The sequence below is a fragment of the Nitrospira sp. NS4 genome, assembly GCF_049546785.1.
Taxonomy (GTDB): domain Bacteria; phylum Nitrospirota; class Nitrospiria; order Nitrospirales; family Nitrospiraceae; genus Nitrospira_D.
The window spans coordinates 163,173-180,717 of record NZ_JBMWAN010000002.1; the positions used below are offsets into that span (position 1 = coordinate 163,173).

Sequence of the window (17,545 nt, forward strand, 5' to 3'; positions counted from 1 at the left end):
CATGAACGATGACGCAGCCACCAGAGCCCGCGCAACCGCCGACGAGGTGTACCGGTCTGAGTCGCGCCGGGTGCTTGCGACGCTCATCCGGCTGCTCAAGGATTTCGACCTGGCCGAAGAAGCGTTGCACGAAGCCTTTGCGGCGGCAATGGAGCAATGGGCTCGCGACGGCATCCCCGCCAATCCGCGGGCCTGGCTCGTCTCCACCGGCCGTTTCAAAGCAATCGACGGCATGAGGCGACGCGCCCGCTATGACGCATCGCAGAGTGAGCTCGCCAGAGCGCTCGAAACGACCACCGGCGACCCGGCTGAGCAGGACGACGAACACATTGAGGACGACCGCCTGCGGTTGATCTTTACCTGCTGTCATCCCGCGCTCAAGCCGGAGGCGCAACTGGCACTGACATTGCGGGAGGTCTGCGGCCTCACGACCGAAGAAGTCGCCCGGGCCTTTCTCTCCTCCCCTCCCACCCTGGCCCAACGCATCGTCCGCGCCAAGGCAAAAATCCGCGACGCGCGGATCCCCTACGAAGTACCGCCGCCGTCCGAGCTGCCGGACCGGCTGGATTCGGTGCTGCACGTCATCTATCTGGTCTTCAACGAAGGCTACTCCGCCTCTTCCGGCGCATCGCTGACGCGAGCCGATCTCTCGGGCGAAGCGATCCGTTTGGGAAGACTGCTGCTGGAGCTGCTGCCGGAACCGGAAGTCATGGGCCTCCTCGCGTTGATGCTGCTGCACGAATCACGGCGCGAGGCGCGCATGTCGGCGACCGGGGAGATCGTCCTCCTGGAACTCCAAGACAGGTCACGCTGGAACCGCGATCTGATAGCGGAAGGAATCGCGCTTATTGAACGGGCGCTCGCCTTGCGGCGGTTCGGGCCCTACACATTGCAAGCGGCGATTGCCGCCGTCCATGCTGAAGCACCCGACCCCGCCGCGACCGATTGGGCGCAAATCGTCGCCCTCTACGACCTGCTGATGCGCGCGGCCCCCTCGCCGATCGTCGAACTCAACCGCGCTGTGGCCGTGGCAATGAAGGACGGGCCCGCGGCAGGCCTCGCGCTGGTGGACGCGCTCCTGGTGCGGGGCGAGCTGGCCGACTACCATTTACTCCATTCCGCCAGGGCTGATTTCTGCCGGCGGCTGGGGAATAGGGAGGACGCCCGCGCCTCCTATGAGCGGGCTCTCGCCCTCACGAAGCAGGAGCCGGAGCGCCGGTTTCTTGCAAAGCGGCTGGCCGAGCTGGATTAGCCGGAATTCCGTTGTCGATTTCAGACGCCAGGAACGACTATCGGTACGGGGAGGTACCTGCATGAAATACCTATTGTTGGTTCACCACAATGAAGAATCGTTCAGCCGGATGAGCGAAGGGACGCGAAAGGCCATGCTGGCCGAGTCGATTCAGCTCTGCCACCGGCTTCATGGCAAGGGGCAATATGTCCATGCCTCGCCGCTCCAACCTGTCGCCACGGCCACGGTCGTCCGGGTGCGTGACGGGAAGCGGTCGGTAACTGACGGACCATTCGTCGAAACCCGCGAGCAGCTCGCCGGGTACTTCCTGGTTGACGCACAAGATTTGGAAGAGGCGATCGAGATCGCCGGCCGCATTCCGGGAGCGAGGATCGGGGCGGTGGAGGTTCGTCCCGTGAGAGAAATCGCGGGGTTGCCCGAGAAATAGCTTTCAGGATCTCGCGCTGATCCTGCGCTGTCGATTTTGGCCGTCCCGTACGACTAAAGGGTGAAGCGGCCCCATCTTTTGTGAAAAGGAGAACCGATGAAATACATATGCCTGGGATATCTCGACGTCAATCAGTGGGCGACATTGTCTCCCGTCCAACAGAGTGCCATGATCGATGAGTGCCTCGCCTACGATGAGCTGCTCAAGAAGAACGGCCACTGGGTAGTCGGAGAAGGACTCCAGGGCCCTGATACCGCCACCACGCTCCGCTACCAGAACGGCAACGTCTCCGTCACTGACGGCCCCTTTGCCGAGACGAAGGAAATCCTGGGCGGACTCCTGATGATCGAGGCTCGCGATCGCAACCACGCCCTCCAGATCGTGTCGAACCACCCTGGCGTGAAAATGGGCCCCTGGGAAATCCGTCCGGTGGAAGACCTGACCGAGATGATTCGTGAAAGCGAGCGGCGGCGGGGAAAGAGGTAACAATCTATTATGGATAAAATTACTCCCTTTTTATGGTTCGACGGTCGGGCCGAAGAGGCGGCGAGGTTTTATACGTCCATCTTCAAGAACTCAACGATCGAACGAATCAGCGAGATGTCCACCACATTCCGGCTCAACGGCCAACGATTCATCGCCCTGAACGGCGGGCCACAATTCAAATTCACCGAAGCTATATCGTTTTTTGTAGACTGCAAGACACAAGAGGAAGTCGATGAACTGTGGGACAAACTCTCCGCCGGAGGCGAGCCTGGCCGCTGTGGTTGGCTGAAAGACAAATTCGGCGTGTCATGGCAGATCATCCCGTCGATCTTGGGCGAGATGCTGCAGGATGAAGACGACTCGAAATCTGGGCGAGTCATGCAGGCGATGTTGCAGATGGGCAAGATCGACATCAACGCGTTAACGCGAGCATATGAGGGTCCATAGTCGCACAACACGCTCAATTCAAGGAGAGACATCATGCGATTCATGGTCATTGTGAAAGCCACGAAGGATTCAGAAGCGGGTGTGATGCCGGGCACAAAGCTCTTAGCCGACATGGGGGCGTTCAACGAAGAGTTGGTGAAAGCTGGCGTGCTGCTCGCCGGCGATGGACTTCACCCCAGTTCCAAAGGGGCGCGAGTGCGATTTTCTGGCAGCAAACGCACGGTGGTCGACGGGCCTTTTGCCGAAACGAAGGAGCTGATCGCGGGCTACTGGCTCTGGCAGTGCAGGTCGAAAGAAGAGGCGATCGAATGGGTGAGGCGCTGTCCCAATCCGGCCGGCGACGGCCACGAAGGCGAGATCGAAATCCGCCAGGTCTTCGAAGCAGAGGACTTCGGCACTGAGTTCACCCCGGAGTTGAGAGAGCAGGAAGCGCGCATTCGTGCGCAGGTCGACGCCGGGAAACGGTAAAGGCGGAGGACGCCATGATCGAGACTGTTGCCATTTCGGTCGATCTCAACACGTGCGTACAACAGTAAAGGAGGACACCATGCGTATCAGGCATCTCATACTCACCATAGTATGTATGGCACTGACCTTGTCACCGGCCCTGGCCAAGGACAAGAAGGCCGTAAAACCGATGGATCCGCAGGCGATGATGGAGGCCTACCAGAAACTGGCGACACCCGGTGAGCAGCACAACCGGTTCGCCGGCCTGGCCGGCGGCTGGACGACAACCACGAAGGAGTGGATGGAGCCCGGCAAGCCGCCGGTGGAATCGACCGGCTCCGTCGAAATGAAAATGTTGCTGGAGGGACGATTTCTCCAGCAGGAATTCACCGGCACCATGATGGGGCACCCCTACTCCGGGGTCGGGCTCAGCGGATACGACAACCTCCGCAAGCGATATGTGTCGACCTGGATCGATACCATGGGCACCGGGATTTTCATGATGGAAGGCACGGCGAGCGCGGACGGCAAGACGATCACGCTGAAGGGACAACACCCGGAACTCGGCGGGGGACAGATGACGCATCGCGCGGTCTGGAAGATCATTGATCCGAACAGCCAGACCTTCGAGATGTACGGCGCCCACGGGCATGGCAAAGAGATGAAGATGATGGAGATCACCTATACGCGCAAACCGTGACGAGGCAACGTTGACCTCGATTAGGCAACATGGTTGACTAGGCGATCAGCAACACCACCACCTAGGGAGGCCTCATATGCAACGCACATTGGGAATGTTGGCATTGGCCCTGATGCTGACCGGACTCAGCGGCTGCAGCTACTTGTTCTACCCACGCGCCGGAGACTATGCGACCCAGGCGAAAGGCGCGACGGGTGTCGAGACCCTGATCAACCTCACGAACATGATGGAAGCCACCGCCGTGAAAGCCAAAGGCGGGAAGGGCATGGACAACGCGTTCGACGACTTCCACAATCAGTTCCATGCTCTGAACGATGCATTTTGCGGCGTGACGGACGCGCAGGCCAAAACGCCGGCCTACGATCTGGCCGTGACCCACAAGAAGGAGCTCATGGCCATTTTCAAACGGCTCTGGAAATTCAAAGACGATCAGCCGCAGCGCGATCAGCATCTCGATCTCTTCGTCGCTGAATTGAAGGAACTGCGGGAGACGCTGCAGACTTTGAAATAATGCTCAGACGGAGGCCGGTGATGACATCCTCGACTGCCACAGCAAGCAGCGGTGCCGTGACCCTGCTGATCGGCACCAGAAAAGGCGCCTTCATCCTCAAGAGCGACCGGGCGAGACGGACGTGGAAGGTTTCGGCGCCGCTATTTCTCGGCCACATCATTCATCACGTCGTCTGCGACCCCCGCGATCGCCGCACGATGTTGATGGCGGCCAGCACGGGGCACCTGGGGCCGACCCTGTTTCGCTCCACCGATGCCGGGAAGACCTGGAAGGAGTCGGCTGCGCCGCCGGCTTTCCCGAAGGTGCCGGAGGGCGAGAAGGGCCGCGCCGTGAATCACACCTTCTGGCTCACGCCCTGTCATGCCAACGAACCGAACGCCTGGTATGCCGGCACCTCGCCGCAGGGTCTGTTCCGGTCCGACGACGGAGGCGCCAGCTGGAAGCCCTTCTCCTACATCAACGACGATCCGCAGTACCGCGAATGGATGGGCACGGTGCAGGACGGTACGCCGGACGGACCAAAGCTGCACTCGATCCTCGTGGACCCGCGTGATCCCGCACATCTCTATTTCGCCATGTCCGGCGGCGGTGTGCATGAATCCGTCGATGGCGGCAAAACGTTTGCGCCTCTCATCAAGGGACTCGACGTCGTGGAGGGTTTTGACGCCTCGACCGTCACTTTCCATGATCCCCATTGCGTGCGGCTCTGCCCCAGCAATCCCGACCGGCTGTATCAGCAGAACCATTGCGGCATCTATCGGATCGATCGGCCCTCGAATACCTGGGTGCGGATCGGGAACAACATGCCCAAGAAAGTCGGCGACATCGGCTTTCCCATGGTCGTGCATCCGCGCGATGCGGACCAGGCCTGGGTCTTTCCGATGGACGGTACCACCGTATGGCCGCGCGTGAGCCCAGATGGAAAACCGGCCGCCTATGTCACGCGCAACGCCGGAAAAAGCTGGACGCGCCAGGACAAGGGCTTCCCCCGGTCACATGCCTGGTGGACGGTGAAGCGTCAGGCCATGACCAACGATACGCACGAGGCAGTCGGGCTTTATGTGGGTACGACGCAAGGCGAAATCTGGGCGAGCCGGAACGAGGGAGCGACCTGGACCTGCATCGCCCGGCATCTGCCGGAAATCTATTCCGTGGAAGCGGCAACGCTCGGACGATGATCATCCACATTCCCAGCGCCCTGCGGTCCTACACCGCGCAGGAGAGCGAGGTACAGGTGGAGGGGGCCACGCTGGCTGACGCCCTGGCATCGCTGGATCGCCGATTTCCCGGCATCCGGTTTCGCATCATCACGGAACAGGATACCATCAGGCCGCACATCAGAATTTTCGTGAATGAACAACAGATCTCGCACCTGACCGGCCCGCTTCAGCAGGAAGCTCGGATCTATATCGTCTGCGCCCTCAGCGGCGGATAACACAGCAAGGAGGCCCTATGCCTGAACTGAATCCCGCACAAGTCATCGAAGGTCAACGTCAGGACTGGAACCGCGTCGCCGGCGGGTGGGAGAAGTGGGACCGCCTGTTCGACGAGCAGATGGCGTTTCTGAATCATCGCCTCGTGGCCGATGCGCGCCTGCACGCGGGCATGAAAGTGCTGGACCTCGGCTCGGGCACGGGTTATCCGGCTCTGCTTGGTGCGCACACAGTCGGAGCGACCGGCAGCGTCACCGGCATGGATCTCGCCGAACAGATGCTCGCCGCCGCGAACCGCAAGGCCAAACGCCTCGGCCTGAGCAATGTCTCATTCAGAACCGGCGACGTGACGATGCTGCCGTTCGAGGCCGACTCGTTCGACGCGGTCACCAGCCGCTTCTGCCTGATGTTCCTGCCGGACATTCCCAAGGCCGCCTCAGAAATCGCGCGGGTCCTGAGACCGGGAGGATGGGTGGCGGCGGCCGTCTGGTCCGCGCCGGAGCAGAATCCCTCGATCGGGCTCTCAATGACCGCCATCAAACAGGTGATCGAGCTGCCGCCGCCCGACCCCACGGCGCCGGGCATCTTCCGGCTGGCGAAGCCGGGCGATCTCGCCGGCATGTTCCAACAGGCCGGATTGGTCGATGTGGCCGAACAGGAGTTCCTTGCGGAATGGGCCTATGCCTCGGCTGACGAGTATTACACCAGCCTGATGGAGATCGCCGCGCCGGTCCAGAATCTCATGGCCAAGCTGACCGGGGCACAGCAGCAGGACGTGAAACAGCGTATTCTCCAAGCCGCGTCAAATTACCGGCGTGGCGAGCGCCTCGTGTTCCCGATGGCGGTGCGGTTTGTCGCGGCGCGCAAGCCACAGTAGGAATCACTCCTATGGCCAAGACAGACGGCTTCAAGGATTTCGTGCTCGACCAACTGGCCGATCTCCGAGACCTGACCTGTCGCGCCATGTTCGGTGGCCACGGGCTTCGCTATCGAGACACGTTTTTCGGCATCATCCACAAAGGCCGGCTCTACTTCAAAGTTTCCAAGGCCACCGTCACGCTCTATCAAGACCAGGGCATGAAACCGTTCAAACCCAACGCCAAGCAAACGCTCACGTCGTATTATGAAGTCCCGCTCGACGTGATCGAGGATGCGGAGCAATTGACTGACTGGGCCAAACAGGCAGGCCAGCGGTGAGCGATGGACCGCATCTCACCCTCTGGACGATCGGCCATTCGACCAGGCCGATCGAGGAATTCATCGCCCTGCTTCAGGCCCATACCATCGCCAAACTCATCGACGTGCGCACAGTGCCGCGCTCTCGTCACAACCCTCAATTTAATACAGACGCGCTTGCGCAGTCGTTGCGACGCTCGGGGATCCGTTATCGCCACATGCCCGCGCTAGGCGGACTGCGCAAACCGAAGAAAGACTCTCGCAATACCGGCTGGCGCAATGAGAGCTTTCGCGGCTATGCCGATTACATGCTGACGGAGGAATTTCAACAGACGCTGGAAGAGCTGATGGCACATAGCACGGGCGTGAAGACCGCCGTCATGTGCGCCGAAGCCGTCCCCTGGCGCTGCCACCGGTCCTTGATCGCCGACGCGTTGGTCAGCCGTGGCTGGGAGGTCCGGCACATCATGACCAATACGAAGGCAGACCGGCACCGCCTGACATCGTTCGCCGTTGTCGAGAATGGACGGCTTTCTTACCCAGATCCGGACGCCGCCCCTCGGCTGTTCGACTAAACCCATTGCACCAGCCTCCCGCTTTCTCCAGACTAGCCCCATGCCCTACCGCCTAGCCGCCGATCTCGTCGTGCTTATCCACCTGAGTTTTGTACTCTTCGTGCTGCTCGGCGGGCTGTTCGTGTTGCGATGGCCGAGAGTCATGTGGCTGCACCTGCCCGCCGCGGCCTGGGGAGCGTTCATAGAATTCAGCGGCTGGATCTGTCCACTGACGCCTCTGGAGAATTGGCTGCGGACACAGGGCGGAAGCCACGGCTATGAAGGAGACTTCGTCGTCCACTATGTCATACCCCTCCTCTACCCGGAGACACTCACGCACGATATTCAACTGATACTTGGCGCGATCGTGGTGACCGTAAATCTGGCGATCTATGGCTGGTGGTGGCGAACACAGCAGAGGTGAGGCCTGAGAGGTCTGTCCGGTCTCTTTGGTCTATCTCGTTATCGCCCACCAGAAAGACAAGACAGACCAGCAACCAAAGAGACCAGTCGACTTCGCCGCTCCTCTTGACTCCGGGGCATCTGATTCGTACGATGTGGTCACACTTGCAACCATACGAAAGAGGCGCCTCCGTGAGATTCACCAATGTGCGCGAGCTGAAGGCCAAGACATCGGAAATGCTCAGAACCGTGGAAGAGGGGAATACCGTCCTCGTCACCACCCATGGACGCCCTACGGCGATGCTCGTTCCTGTCACGGAAAACGATATCGAAGATGCCCTGCTGGCCTATAGCCCGAAGCTCCGCAAAAAGATCGAGGAAGGGCTCAAAGATATTCGCGCCGGCCGGTCACTATCCCTGTCCGACTATAAAGCGAAACGAACCAGAAAGAAGGCCAAGACGGTGTGACCTATCAGGTCTTTCTCTCCAACAAAGCGCAACAAGACCTCGACCGATTCTCCGACAAAATCACCAACCAAATCCTTGCCGATTGTGCGCGCCTTGCCGACAATCCCATTCTGGACGGGAAACGGATCAAAAAGCTTCAGGGATTCAAGGAGAACTTGTATCGATTGAGAGCCGGCGACTACCGCGTGGTCTTCAAACGATCAGGGGCACGCATCGACATCGTGCGCGTCCTCAGCAAACCGGACTTCCAGAAAGCCTATTGAGCAGAAACAGACATCGGTAAAGGAGCCAATCATTCCCGCTGCGCATTGAGACCACATAGACGGCAAATCTGGGCAGCCGATCTTTTCTCTCTATGCATCCATTCGTTTGTTCTGCCTGCCCCCTTTCCCTTCCCTCTGGTGCGCAGAAAAGGTGTGAGAAAATAGCCTAGCAGCTCAGCCCGAACAACGTGAATGATTAGCGCGTACCCCATGCCGGACACGACAGATGCCAGGGTTGGTCTATCCCCTCACCGAATCCAGATAGACGCGACAGACCGACAACCAGATCGACGGCATTCCCACGACGCGCCGAAAAACGATCCCCAAACAAATGTTCCCGACCCCTTTTCCTAACTTCTCCATAGGTCTCCCCATTACCCGGGGAAACGGACGCGACGAACTCCGGCTGGAGCGAGAAGATCTTCAATCCAGACTAGCGGTTGGCCCCGACCAGTGCACAATGTAAAGAAGGCCCTTTGCTTCGCACGGGTAAAGGCCACAAAGAAAGAATTCAGCTCCTCCATGCGACCGGGTGTAAGGCTCCACCATGTCTGGTTGTCGAGTCCGTAGAAGATCATCGTGTGGAATTCCAGTCCCTTGCTCTTGTGGATCGTCATGAGAGCGACCTGCCCCAGCCCTTCAAACTTATCCAGAGCATCGGACCAGGTTTCTGCGTGCTCTAAGCATTCCCGCAGCAAGAGCACAAATCCGTTCCAGACGCGATCGAAATCAGGCAGGCGCTGATAGGAAGGAAACGCACGGCGCAGAACCTGTGCTCCTATGAAGTCGAGGGCCATTCGCGAAGCTTCGGCTGCAGAGTCTGGTACGGGATCAAGATGTTGCACTGCTTGCCGAATTTCGCGGACGAATACTTGAAGCCGTTGCTGCAGGCGCTGTAGTCCTGTCTCATCAGCAGGATCGACAGCTTCGAGAAACTGCAAATCACACAGTGCGGCATTCCAGTTCTCAGGGCTTCTCTCTGTGGCGCCGAGCCGTAGCAGACGCAGAAGTACATGGGTAAGATCTTCGCCAAGCAGATCCTGGATCGCAATATTGCCCACGTTACGGGCGACATTCCGCAGCCTGATGCCATGCGCTTCAAATGCGGGCGAAAGCCGGGCCTCCACTTCATCAGCGTGCATACGCACGAGAATCGCAACATCGTCAGGCTCCACATTGCCCATCTGCACCTCGCGATCGATCCACTGAGCGAGGCAAACGTTTTCCTCATCCTCGCTCGCAAATTCCCAGATCGCCGAAATGTCGCCGTCGACGAGGCGGTCGGCGCGTGCTTCAGGCTCCTCGACGGTGGGATCGATCCTGCTCGCGACGACGTGCTGAATCCGGACAAGATCTTCATGAGAACGCCAGTTAGAGACTAGCGAGATCCTTTGCGCTCCGAAATGCTGCTCGAACTTGGCGAAAGCATCCGGCATAGCGTCCGCCCACACCATGATGCGCTGCTTGTCATCGCCCACAGCTGTGAAGATCGCCTCGCTGCCCTCGAACGCAGCACGCAGAAGCTGGAACTGGGCGAAGGTTGTGTCCTGAAACTCGTCGAGAAACACGATGGGGTAAGTAAGACGCATGGCTCTAAGAATCGAAGGGTTCTCTCGGATAAGGAATTCAACGAGCCGGTTAAGCATCAGAAATGATAGCGAGGCAGGGTCATAGTTGTTGTACTGGGTGCGCCAATACTCCGCGACTACACGTTGAAGCTCCGAGCCTGCATTGGCGACCGGCAGTCGCGTTCTGGCTATCGTGCGCTCAAGCTCCTGAACGTTCACGCCACGGAAGTTGTGGGCGTTCAGAAAGTCCTCGTAATCCTGCCTTTTCGGCATCACTATCCGGTAGCCTGCAGGGGGCCGATAGGGGGCTGGAATCGCCGCGCGAAAACGATCCACGAGGCCCTTTGCATATGCGTCAAACGTGTAGGAGTTGAATCGGCGGGCCTGCTCCGGTGGGCAGCGCTTTGCCACCCGTTCGGCGAGATTGCGGGCGGCGTCGCGCTTGAAGCTGATGGCGAGGACACGCTTCGGCGCGGGGCACAACCCAGTCTGGAGAAGATAGGTGGCCTTCTGCGCCAGAAACTCCGTCTTTCCCGCACCCGCCCCCGCAGTGACAAGAACGCTTCGTTCCGTTTGCCGCAACGCCTCCCACGCTCGCGGCTCAAGACCAGCGACCCCTTGTGGTCTCCAGTCTTCGAGGCGCACGACACTCATTCGACTTCGTCCTCAAGACCGAGTTTTGCCTGTAGGTGCTCGATCAGCGCCTTTAGCTCCGGTGGGATGTTCTCCAAGAGAGTGTCATCTTCGATACGTGCGAGCGCGGCAATGTGCGTCTCGGGCTTGCTTCGGCTCAAAAACAGGTACGGATACCACTTGAACCCATCGTCGTATTCATCGTCGTACAGCTCGGGCTTGCCATTGGTCTTGAGGGTAACGGCCTTTTTGTCGCGAATCGCGTTAGCGTCCCCGCGCGGTCCGCGGCCTCCGGAATTGGGACGGTGATAGGCATCCGGGAAAGCCCTCAACATCGCGAAATCAATGTCGAGGGGAAACGAGAAGAATATTCCCTCCTCCTTCAGGGCTTTCAGCCAGTTATGGTTCTCGCCCTCATCCAGGAGTTCGTTGTCCTCGATAGCGTCCAGGTTGGCTGGATCAATTGTGCCGTCCTTAACAAGGGAGTTATCCGCGAGATCGTTCTTGATCTCCCCTAGCTTCGCGACCACATCGGCGATCAAGGCTGCGCCGCCGTGTACTCTTCCGAGGTCAAGATCGAGCAAGGTCGCGTGGGGGATGCGGAGATTGTTCAGAAGCCTCCAGAAGTGACTGACATGTCTTCCACCCAAAGGCACGATGGGTACGAAGGAAGAATCGAGCTGAACGTCCATCGCCTCTGCGATGGGCGGAATCAAAAACCGCTCTGAGTCGCCCTCACCGAGAATGACGAATCGGGCGAAGTAGAGCTCGGGATGCGCCCTGATCGCGAGACGGATATACTGGCTCGCTTCTTCATCGCCTTTCGGCAGTGTAAGCCGCCGTACAAGAGCACACCGTTTTTCTCGATTGAGCCGGAAGTAGCGGACCTCCTCCGGCTCGATGCGGCTGAGGATCGCAGGCGAGTGACTTGACAGCGCGACCTGCGCGGATGGAAAAGCACCGATCTCCCTGGCCTGCGAGACGATGCGGGAGAGGAAGAAGGGGGAAAGGCTGTTCTCGGGCTCCTCGATTGCAAGGAATGTTAGGTAGGTCCGCCGCAGCCTCTCTTCGTCGAAAAAGCTCTCCTCGGAAGGTTGAGCAAACAGGTCTTTCTCGACTTCCAACATCGCAGCCGTAAGCGCGATGTGGAAGAGAGAGCGCTGGCCGTCGCTGAGGTCTGCGAGCGAGCGCTCCTGCCCCGCCTCGTCGGGAAAGAAGGTGAACTCGGCCTTGCGAACCAGCTCTTCGAAACGGCCTTCGATGAGGCGCAGGACCGGTTTGGTATCCGTATCTGCCTCATGGACCTGCTTCCAGCGCCGAGAAAGTCGCTCGATGATAAACTCCGCAGGCCCCTCTCGCTCGAACTGCTGTTGAATCTTCTTGGCACTTGCCGCACTGCGGTCCCGCAACTGGTCGGACCATTTCGCCGCCTGCCACAGACGCCCCTTAATCAAGGCGGTCACTTGACCCGCCGCATCCCGGGTAGCCGGGACGTAGATGAGCTGGATGGAGCCCCGCTCCACCGCCTGCACAAGCCTGCAATCATCCCATTCAAAATCGTCATCGAGCGTGGTGATCCAGCGAAGATCCTCGTCGATGCTGCCATCAGGCGTGCCGTCGTCGATCCACGTCGCTTGAAGCCTCATCCTCGCCTTGAGCGGAGCGCTCGGCGCGGAAGCGGCCATCTGCTGAAAGAATTCCGGCACCGCGTCTTTAGCCTCATCTCCATCGAGGTCGTCTAGCTCTGGAAAGGAGAAGACCACCTCGATTGACAGGGTAGCTCCCGATTGAAGCTCCTGCTGGTCGGCCTGCAGATGAAAGTCCCGGCGTCGCACGGTGCGCTGTGCGGACGTGATCCCGAATAGACGCGACAGCGCCTGGAAGACCGCCGTCTTGCCGGAGCCATTGCTGCCAACGAATGCCGTGACGCCGCTCTCTAACTTAATCGTGGTTCCGCTCGGACCGAAACAACGGAAACTCTTGATGGAAACTTCTCGATCTTCATTGCATGGAATGGAGAAACTGTACCGGGAATCTTATTCTTGTGCTCATCTTCCGCTCCCCTCTCCACCTCTCACCTGCGGTACCCATCTTTCACCCGATGAGCTTGCTCAACGCTGGCTGATTGACGATCGTCATCGTCCGGCCGTCCATGCGGATAAGCCCCTGGTCGCGAAATTGGCCGAGGGTAGCGCTCACGCTTTCGCGGCTACACACGATGAGAGCGTAGGACAAGAGGCTCGTACAGCATTCCCCTGCCGGTCTTGCCCCTTTATGCCGCTCGCCGCCTGGACGAACGCGCACGTGAACGAGACCCACGACTTCTCGAAACTTGGGCGTGCAGCGTCAAGCCCAATGCACCCATCACTTTCAGGATCGTATCGAACTCAGGGCTTCGTTCGCCGGAAAGAGCCTTGTACAGGCTCTCACGTGACAGGCCCGCCTCTCGCGCCACTTTTGCCATGCCCTTGGATCGAGCCACGTCCCCCAAGGCTTTGGCAATACAGGCCGCATCGCCGTTAGCCTCCTCAAACATGGCCTCCACATAAACGGCCATCTCTTCCGGCGTTCTCAGATGGTCCGCCACGTCGTACCGGAGTGTGGTGGTCTTTTTCATCGTCGCTGCGGCAAGTACCTGCGATCAGTGCCAATCTTTCATCCGATAAGCTTGCTCAACCCGTTCTGATTGACGATCGTCTGAGTCTGGCTGTCCATCCGAACGAGCCCTTCACCCGGAACAGGCGGCTCAGGATGCGGCCTTCAAGGCCTTTGATCCAGACCATGGCTTGATCTTCGACAACTTCGCACCCAGCGCCCGTTCGGCCACTTCGATGTCGCAAGCGGCCTGGGCTCTCAGCCAATAGTCGTTCGACAGGCCGAAGAACCGGCAGAGGCGCAAGTCCGTGTCGGCTGTAATGGAACGCTTGCCCGCCACAATGTCTCCGATACGCTGTGCCGGCACGCCGATCTCTTTGGCCAATCGGTATTGGCTAATTTCCATTGGCTTCAGAAACTCTTCCCGCAATAATTCCCCTGGAGTCACAGGTTTCAGCTTGCGCATGGCGCTCCTCACTCAACCGAAAGCGCTTCTATGTCAGAAGCATTTGAATGATGTAATCACAGAGGCTGATAGTAACGCCGCGCATGATGATCATCAAGAATACCCCTCATCCGATGAGCTTCCTCACCCCCTCCTGATTGACAATCGTCATTGTCCGGCCGTCCATGCTGATGAACCCTTGGTCGCGGAACTGGCCGAGGGTGGCGCTCAGTGGGTGTCTTTATCCCCATGATTCCCACCACATCCATCAGCTCCAGGTTGACGTAGATCCGGAGGGGTTGGTACATAAGCGCATTCTGTAAGTCATCGCGATGATGAGGACACCATGCCGATAGACGAAATCGAGAAAAAGGTCAGCGATCGTTACGCCCGGGCCGCCAGTTCCGGCGAGCAGATGTGTTGCCCTACCAGCTATGACATGAGCCACCTCAAGACCTTTATTCCCGAGGAGGTCCTCAAGATTTCCTACGGCTGCGGCACACCCGCCGGGCTGAAAACCGTGAGCGCCGGGGAAACGGTCCTGGATATCGGGTCGGGAGGCGGCATCGATTGTTTTGAGGCCTCGCGCCTCGTGGGCCCGACCGGTCATGTGATCGGGATCGACATGACGGATACGATGTTGGAGATCGCGCGCAGGAACGCCGTGATCGTGGCCGGCAATCTCGGCTACCCCTCCCCCAATGTCGAATTCCGGAAAGGCCTGGCCGATGCCATGCCGGTGGCGGACGGCACGGTCGATTTGATCATCTCCAATTGCGTGATCAATCTAGCCCCGGACAAGCGCAAGGTCTTCCGTGAAATGTCCCGCGTCGCCAAGCCCGGCGGGCGGTTCACGATCTCGGATATTGTCGCCGACCAGCCCGTCCCGCAATATCTGGTCCACGACGCGGAGAAGTGGGGCGACTGCCTGTCCGGCGCCCTGACACTCACCGACTATATGGCAGGCATGACGGAGGCGGGGTTTGCCGGCATCCATCTGATCAAGTCGTCCCCCTGGCAACGGATCGACGGCATCCATTTCTTTTCGGTGACGTTAACCGGCTACAAACTCCCGGCGACCACATCAACCGCAGGCCCACGCTATGCCACATTGCGAGGCCCCTTCAGCCGCGTGGTAGATGAACAAGGGACAACGTATCGACGCGGGATTCCACAAGCACTCACCGCGGAATCGGCGCTGTTGCTGAGCCAGCCACCCTTTGCATCGCTGTTTGTCTTGTCACAAGATCCGGTGACGCTGGACCAGACAGATCCACGCTGGAGCGCCGTGCTTCCCGAACAGACTCCCTGCGTGTGGAAAGGCGATTTCGCCCTCCTGGCCGGCCCCTTCGTGGAAGCGCAGGACGATGATCACCATGTCTTTCGACGCGGCGAGCCGTTGGAAATCTGCTCCAAGACGCTCACGGTTCTTGAAACGGACGGCTACGCCCCCCACTTCGCGATCCTCAACCGGGCCAGCGAGCCGGTGGGCGGCGCGGCAACCAGCTGCGCGCCGACCGGCGGCTGCTGCTAGGCACGACGATGGCGCTCACGCTACTAGGCCGCCAGAATCCGCTGGCTTCTGCTGCTGAGCAATTGCGGATTCTTGATCAGACGACCGGCATTCCCTCCTTCGAGGCTAAACTGGCTCAGTGCGGGCTGCTTCCGCTTCACGCCACCGGCATCACCGTCTTCCAAATCAACGTGGGCAAACTCTGCAACCAGACCTGCCGTCATTGCCATGTGGATGCCGGTCCCGATCGCACGGAGAGCATGTCGCGGGAAACGGCCGAACTCTGCATCGCGGCACTGGCTCAGACTGACATTCCCACCGTCGATATCACCGGTGGCGCGCCGGAGCTGAACCAAAATTTCCGTTGGCTGGTGGAGCAGGCCCATGCGCTCGGCCGGCATATCATGGACCGGTGCAATCTCTCGATCCTGCTGGTCCCATCCCAGGCAGACCTCGCTGAATTCCTGGCTGCCCATCGCGTGGAGGTGGTGGCGTCGCTGCCCTACTACCGGGCCAGCCAGACCGATGCCCAGCGGGGCGAGGGTATTTTCGACAAGTCGATCGAAGCCCTGAAGCGACTCAATCAGTTGGGCTATGGCCGCCCCGACAGCGGCCTGCTCTTGAATCTCGTGCACAATCCCGTCGGTGCCTTCCTTCCTCCGAAGCAGGAAGCCATCGAAGCGCAATTCCGGAAAGAGCTGCGCACCCGGCATGGAGTGGAGTTCAACCATCTCTACACCATTACCAACATGCCGGTGAGCCGGTTTCTAGAGTTCCTCATGGAGAGCGGCAACTACGAGGGCTACATGGAGCGGCTCGCCAACGCGTTCAATCCAGCGGCCGCCGCCGGCGTGATGTGCCGCTATACCCTGTCGGTGAGCTGGGACGGCAGGCTGTACGATTGCGACTTCAACCAGATGCTGGAACTCCCACTCGAGGGCGGCGTTCCGGCCCACATTCGCGATTTCGACCCGGCCCAGCTTCAGCACCGCCGGATCGTGACCCGCAATCATTGTTACGGTTGCACGGCCGGTTCCGGCTCCTCCTGCGGCGGCGCCGTCGCCTCATAACCGCCATGGAACTATCCGTTCTCGCTTTCTTGCTGGTCCTTGCCCTCGCCTTTGCCAACGGCACCAACGACGTCTCGAAAGCCATCGCCACGTTGGTGGGCAGCGGCGTCACCAGCTATCGCACGGCAATCATGTGGGGAACCGTCTGGACAATCGCTGGCGCGACCGCCTCCGCGATTGTAGCGAGCGCGATGGTAAAGACCTTCAGCCATGGCCTCATCCAGACAGGCACAACCCTTCAACCGACTGTCGCTCTAGCTGTCTTGATTGGAGCGATGGCGTGGGTTCTGATTGCGTCGCGCACCGGTCTGCCCATCTCGACGACCCATGCACTCACTGGCGCCATTGTGGGTACGGGCCTCATCGCCTTTGCGGGAGAGGGATTGATCTGGCCCGCGATTGGGAAGAAGATCGTTCTCCCGTTACTGCTGAGCCCCGTCCTCGCCTTCGCCGTCTCGCGGCTGATCCATCCTGCGGTTCGCACGCTCGCAAGAAAGTGGGAGGGTGCCTGTGTGTGCGTGATGCCGGTTTCACGAGCGTTAGTCGCCATTGACGCACACGGCGGCACCAGAACTCTGTTTCAGACCACGAACTTCAGTTCGCCGGTCATGGCAGTCCCGTCGCAATGCGATCGAGCCGGTCTACAGGGGCTGGTCGTGGGGCTCGATACGATCCACTGGCTCTCCAGCGGCCTGGCATCCTTTGCGCGGGGCACCAACGATGCGCCGAAGATTGTGGCCATGCTATTGCTCGGCAGTTCATCCGCCGTATGGCCGAGCGAGTCACTGAAGCTGGCCGCCTTCGGAGGGGTGGCGCTGGCCATGGGGCTCGGTAGTTACTTTGGAGGCCTCCGTGTGACGGAAGTGCTCGCAGAGAAAGTCACGAAGATGAATCATGCGGAAGGATTGTCCGCCAACCTGACAACCTCCACACTCGTACTCGTCTCGGGCACACTGGGGCTATCCGTCTCGACGACCCACGTCAGCAGCTCGGCCATTATCGGTATCGGTCTGCTCAAGGGCCTGAAGGCCGTACAATGGACAACCGTGCGCGACATGGTCCTGGCCTGGATCGTCACGCTGCCGGCCGCGGCTCTGTTGGCGTGCCTTACCTATCTGCTCCTCTCGCGACTGATCTAGACGGATCTCGCAAGCG

Annotated in this window: 23 protein-coding genes; 18 read left to right on the plus strand and 5 right to left on the minus strand. The window is 59.6% G+C overall.

Features of this window, described 5'->3' with window-relative positions:
• Position 1: 1 nt before the first annotated feature.
• The 15 genes from ACO9S2_RS05195 (at position 2) to ACO9S2_RS05265 (ending at position 8,566) form a co-directional block, all read left to right on the plus strand.
• Positions 2-1,252, plus strand: coding sequence for an RNA polymerase sigma factor (locus ACO9S2_RS05195; protein ID WP_423720884.1), 1,251 nt, complete (start codon positions 2-4; stop codon positions 1,250-1,252).
• A 61-nt stretch (positions 1,253-1,313) separates the two neighbouring features.
• Positions 1,314-1,679 (plus strand): YciI family protein, encoded by a 366-nt coding sequence (locus ACO9S2_RS05200; RefSeq protein WP_423720885.1) that lies wholly within the window; start codon positions 1,314-1,316, stop codon positions 1,677-1,679.
• A 96-nt stretch (positions 1,680-1,775) separates the two neighbouring features.
• Positions 1,776-2,165, plus strand: a complete 390-nt coding sequence (locus ACO9S2_RS05205) for a YciI family protein (protein ID WP_423720886.1) — start codon at positions 1,776-1,778, stop codon at positions 2,163-2,165.
• Positions 2,166-2,174: 9 nt separating this feature from the next.
• Positions 2,175-2,612, plus strand: coding sequence for a VOC family protein (locus tag ACO9S2_RS05210; RefSeq protein WP_423720887.1), 438 nt, complete (start codon positions 2,175-2,177; stop codon positions 2,610-2,612).
• A 33-nt stretch (positions 2,613-2,645) separates the two neighbouring features.
• Positions 2,646-3,080: a YciI family protein gene (locus ACO9S2_RS05215; RefSeq protein WP_423720888.1), complete on the plus strand. Its 435-nt coding sequence runs from the start codon at positions 2,646-2,648 to the stop codon at positions 3,078-3,080.
• Positions 3,081-3,195: 115 nt separating this feature from the next.
• Complete coding sequence (locus ACO9S2_RS05220; protein WP_423720889.1) at positions 3,196-3,759, plus strand: DUF1579 domain-containing protein; 564 nt, start codon at positions 3,196-3,198, stop codon at positions 3,757-3,759.
• A 76-nt stretch (positions 3,760-3,835) separates the two neighbouring features.
• Positions 3,836-4,270 (plus strand): hypothetical protein, encoded by a 435-nt coding sequence (locus tag ACO9S2_RS05225; protein ID WP_423720890.1) that lies wholly within the window; start codon positions 3,836-3,838, stop codon positions 4,268-4,270.
• Positions 4,271-4,290: 20 nt separating this feature from the next.
• The gene (locus ACO9S2_RS05230; RefSeq protein ID WP_423720891.1) at positions 4,291-5,448 is read left to right on the plus strand and encodes a WD40/YVTN/BNR-like repeat-containing protein; all 1,158 of its coding nucleotides are present in this window, start codon (positions 4,291-4,293) and stop codon (positions 5,446-5,448) included.
• Complete coding sequence (locus ACO9S2_RS05235) at positions 5,445-5,705, plus strand: MoaD/ThiS family protein (RefSeq protein ID WP_423720892.1); 261 nt, start codon at positions 5,445-5,447, stop codon at positions 5,703-5,705. Before ACO9S2_RS05230 ends, ACO9S2_RS05235 begins: the two co-directional genes overlap by 4 nt.
• Before the next feature lie 17 nt (positions 5,706-5,722).
• Positions 5,723-6,580 (plus strand): class I SAM-dependent methyltransferase, encoded by an 858-nt coding sequence (locus ACO9S2_RS05240; protein WP_423720893.1) that lies wholly within the window; start codon positions 5,723-5,725, stop codon positions 6,578-6,580.
• A gap of 11 nt (positions 6,581-6,591) precedes the next feature.
• Positions 6,592-6,900, plus strand: a complete 309-nt coding sequence (locus ACO9S2_RS05245; protein WP_423720894.1) for a TfoX/Sxy family protein — start codon at positions 6,592-6,594, stop codon at positions 6,898-6,900.
• Positions 6,897-7,454 carry a DUF488 family protein gene (locus ACO9S2_RS05250; protein ID WP_423720895.1) on the plus strand — a complete coding sequence of 186 codons (558 nt, stop codon included), beginning with the start codon at positions 6,897-6,899 and terminating at the stop codon, positions 7,452-7,454. Before ACO9S2_RS05245 ends, ACO9S2_RS05250 begins: the two co-directional genes overlap by 4 nt.
• 40 nt (positions 7,455-7,494) lie before the next feature.
• Positions 7,495-7,857 carry a DUF2784 domain-containing protein gene (locus tag ACO9S2_RS05255; RefSeq protein WP_423720896.1) on the plus strand — a complete coding sequence of 121 codons (363 nt, stop codon included), beginning with the start codon at positions 7,495-7,497 and terminating at the stop codon, positions 7,855-7,857.
• Positions 7,858-8,027: 170 nt separating this feature from the next.
• Entirely contained in the window at positions 8,028-8,303 is a 276-nt protein-coding gene (locus tag ACO9S2_RS05260) for a type II toxin-antitoxin system Phd/YefM family antitoxin (RefSeq protein ID WP_423720897.1), read from the plus strand.
• The gene (locus ACO9S2_RS05265; protein ID WP_423720898.1) at positions 8,300-8,566 is read left to right on the plus strand and encodes a type II toxin-antitoxin system RelE family toxin; all 267 of its coding nucleotides are present in this window, start codon (positions 8,300-8,302) and stop codon (positions 8,564-8,566) included. Before ACO9S2_RS05260 ends, ACO9S2_RS05265 begins: the two co-directional genes overlap by 4 nt.
• Before the next feature lie 374 nt (positions 8,567-8,940).
• Here the strand turns inward: ACO9S2_RS05265 and ACO9S2_RS05270 are convergent, their stop codons facing one another.
• The 5 genes from ACO9S2_RS05270 to ACO9S2_RS05290 all read right to left on the minus strand — a co-directional run bounded on the left by ACO9S2_RS05270 (position 8,941) and on the right by ACO9S2_RS05290 (position 13,828).
• A complete protein-coding gene (locus ACO9S2_RS05270) occupies positions 8,941-10,788 on the minus strand; it encodes a UvrD-helicase domain-containing protein (RefSeq protein WP_423720899.1) in 1,848 nt (615 codons plus the stop codon).
• The gene (locus ACO9S2_RS05275; protein ID WP_423721561.1) at positions 10,785-12,782 is read right to left on the minus strand and encodes an ATP-dependent nuclease; all 1,998 of its coding nucleotides are present in this window, start codon (positions 12,780-12,782) and stop codon (positions 10,785-10,787) included. The genes ACO9S2_RS05270 and ACO9S2_RS05275 overlap by 4 nt, the downstream gene beginning before the upstream one ends.
• A 79-nt stretch (positions 12,783-12,861) precedes the next feature.
• Positions 12,862-13,086, minus strand: coding sequence for a helix-turn-helix domain-containing protein (locus ACO9S2_RS05280; protein ID WP_423720900.1), 225 nt, complete (start codon positions 13,084-13,086; stop codon positions 12,862-12,864).
• Entirely contained in the window at positions 13,040-13,384 is a 345-nt protein-coding gene (locus ACO9S2_RS05285) for an addiction module antidote protein (RefSeq protein ID WP_423720901.1), read from the minus strand. The genes ACO9S2_RS05280 and ACO9S2_RS05285 overlap by 47 nt, the downstream gene beginning before the upstream one ends.
• 129 nt (positions 13,385-13,513) lie before the next feature.
• Positions 13,514-13,828, minus strand: a complete 315-nt coding sequence (locus tag ACO9S2_RS05290) for a HigA family addiction module antitoxin (RefSeq protein ID WP_423720902.1) — start codon at positions 13,826-13,828, stop codon at positions 13,514-13,516.
• Positions 13,829-14,153: 325 nt separating this feature from the next.
• Between ACO9S2_RS05290 and ACO9S2_RS05295 the strand changes: the two genes are divergently transcribed.
• Genes ACO9S2_RS05295 through ACO9S2_RS05305 form a run of 3 tightly spaced genes read left to right on the plus strand, consistent with a single transcriptional unit; the run spans position 14,154 to position 17,529 of the window.
• On the plus strand, positions 14,154-15,341 hold the full coding sequence (locus ACO9S2_RS05295; RefSeq protein WP_423720903.1) for a methyltransferase domain-containing protein: 1,188 nt from the start codon (positions 14,154-14,156) through the stop codon (positions 15,339-15,341).
• A gap of 8 nt (positions 15,342-15,349) precedes the next feature.
• Positions 15,350-16,390: an arsenosugar biosynthesis radical SAM (seleno)protein ArsS gene (gene arsS / locus ACO9S2_RS05300; protein ID WP_423720904.1), complete on the plus strand. Its 1,041-nt coding sequence runs from the start codon at positions 15,350-15,352 to the stop codon at positions 16,388-16,390.
• Positions 16,391-16,395: 5 nt separating this feature from the next.
• The gene (locus ACO9S2_RS05305) at positions 16,396-17,529 is read left to right on the plus strand and encodes an inorganic phosphate transporter (RefSeq protein ID WP_423720905.1); all 1,134 of its coding nucleotides are present in this window, start codon (positions 16,396-16,398) and stop codon (positions 17,527-17,529) included.
• Positions 17,530-17,545: the final 16 nt, after the last annotated feature.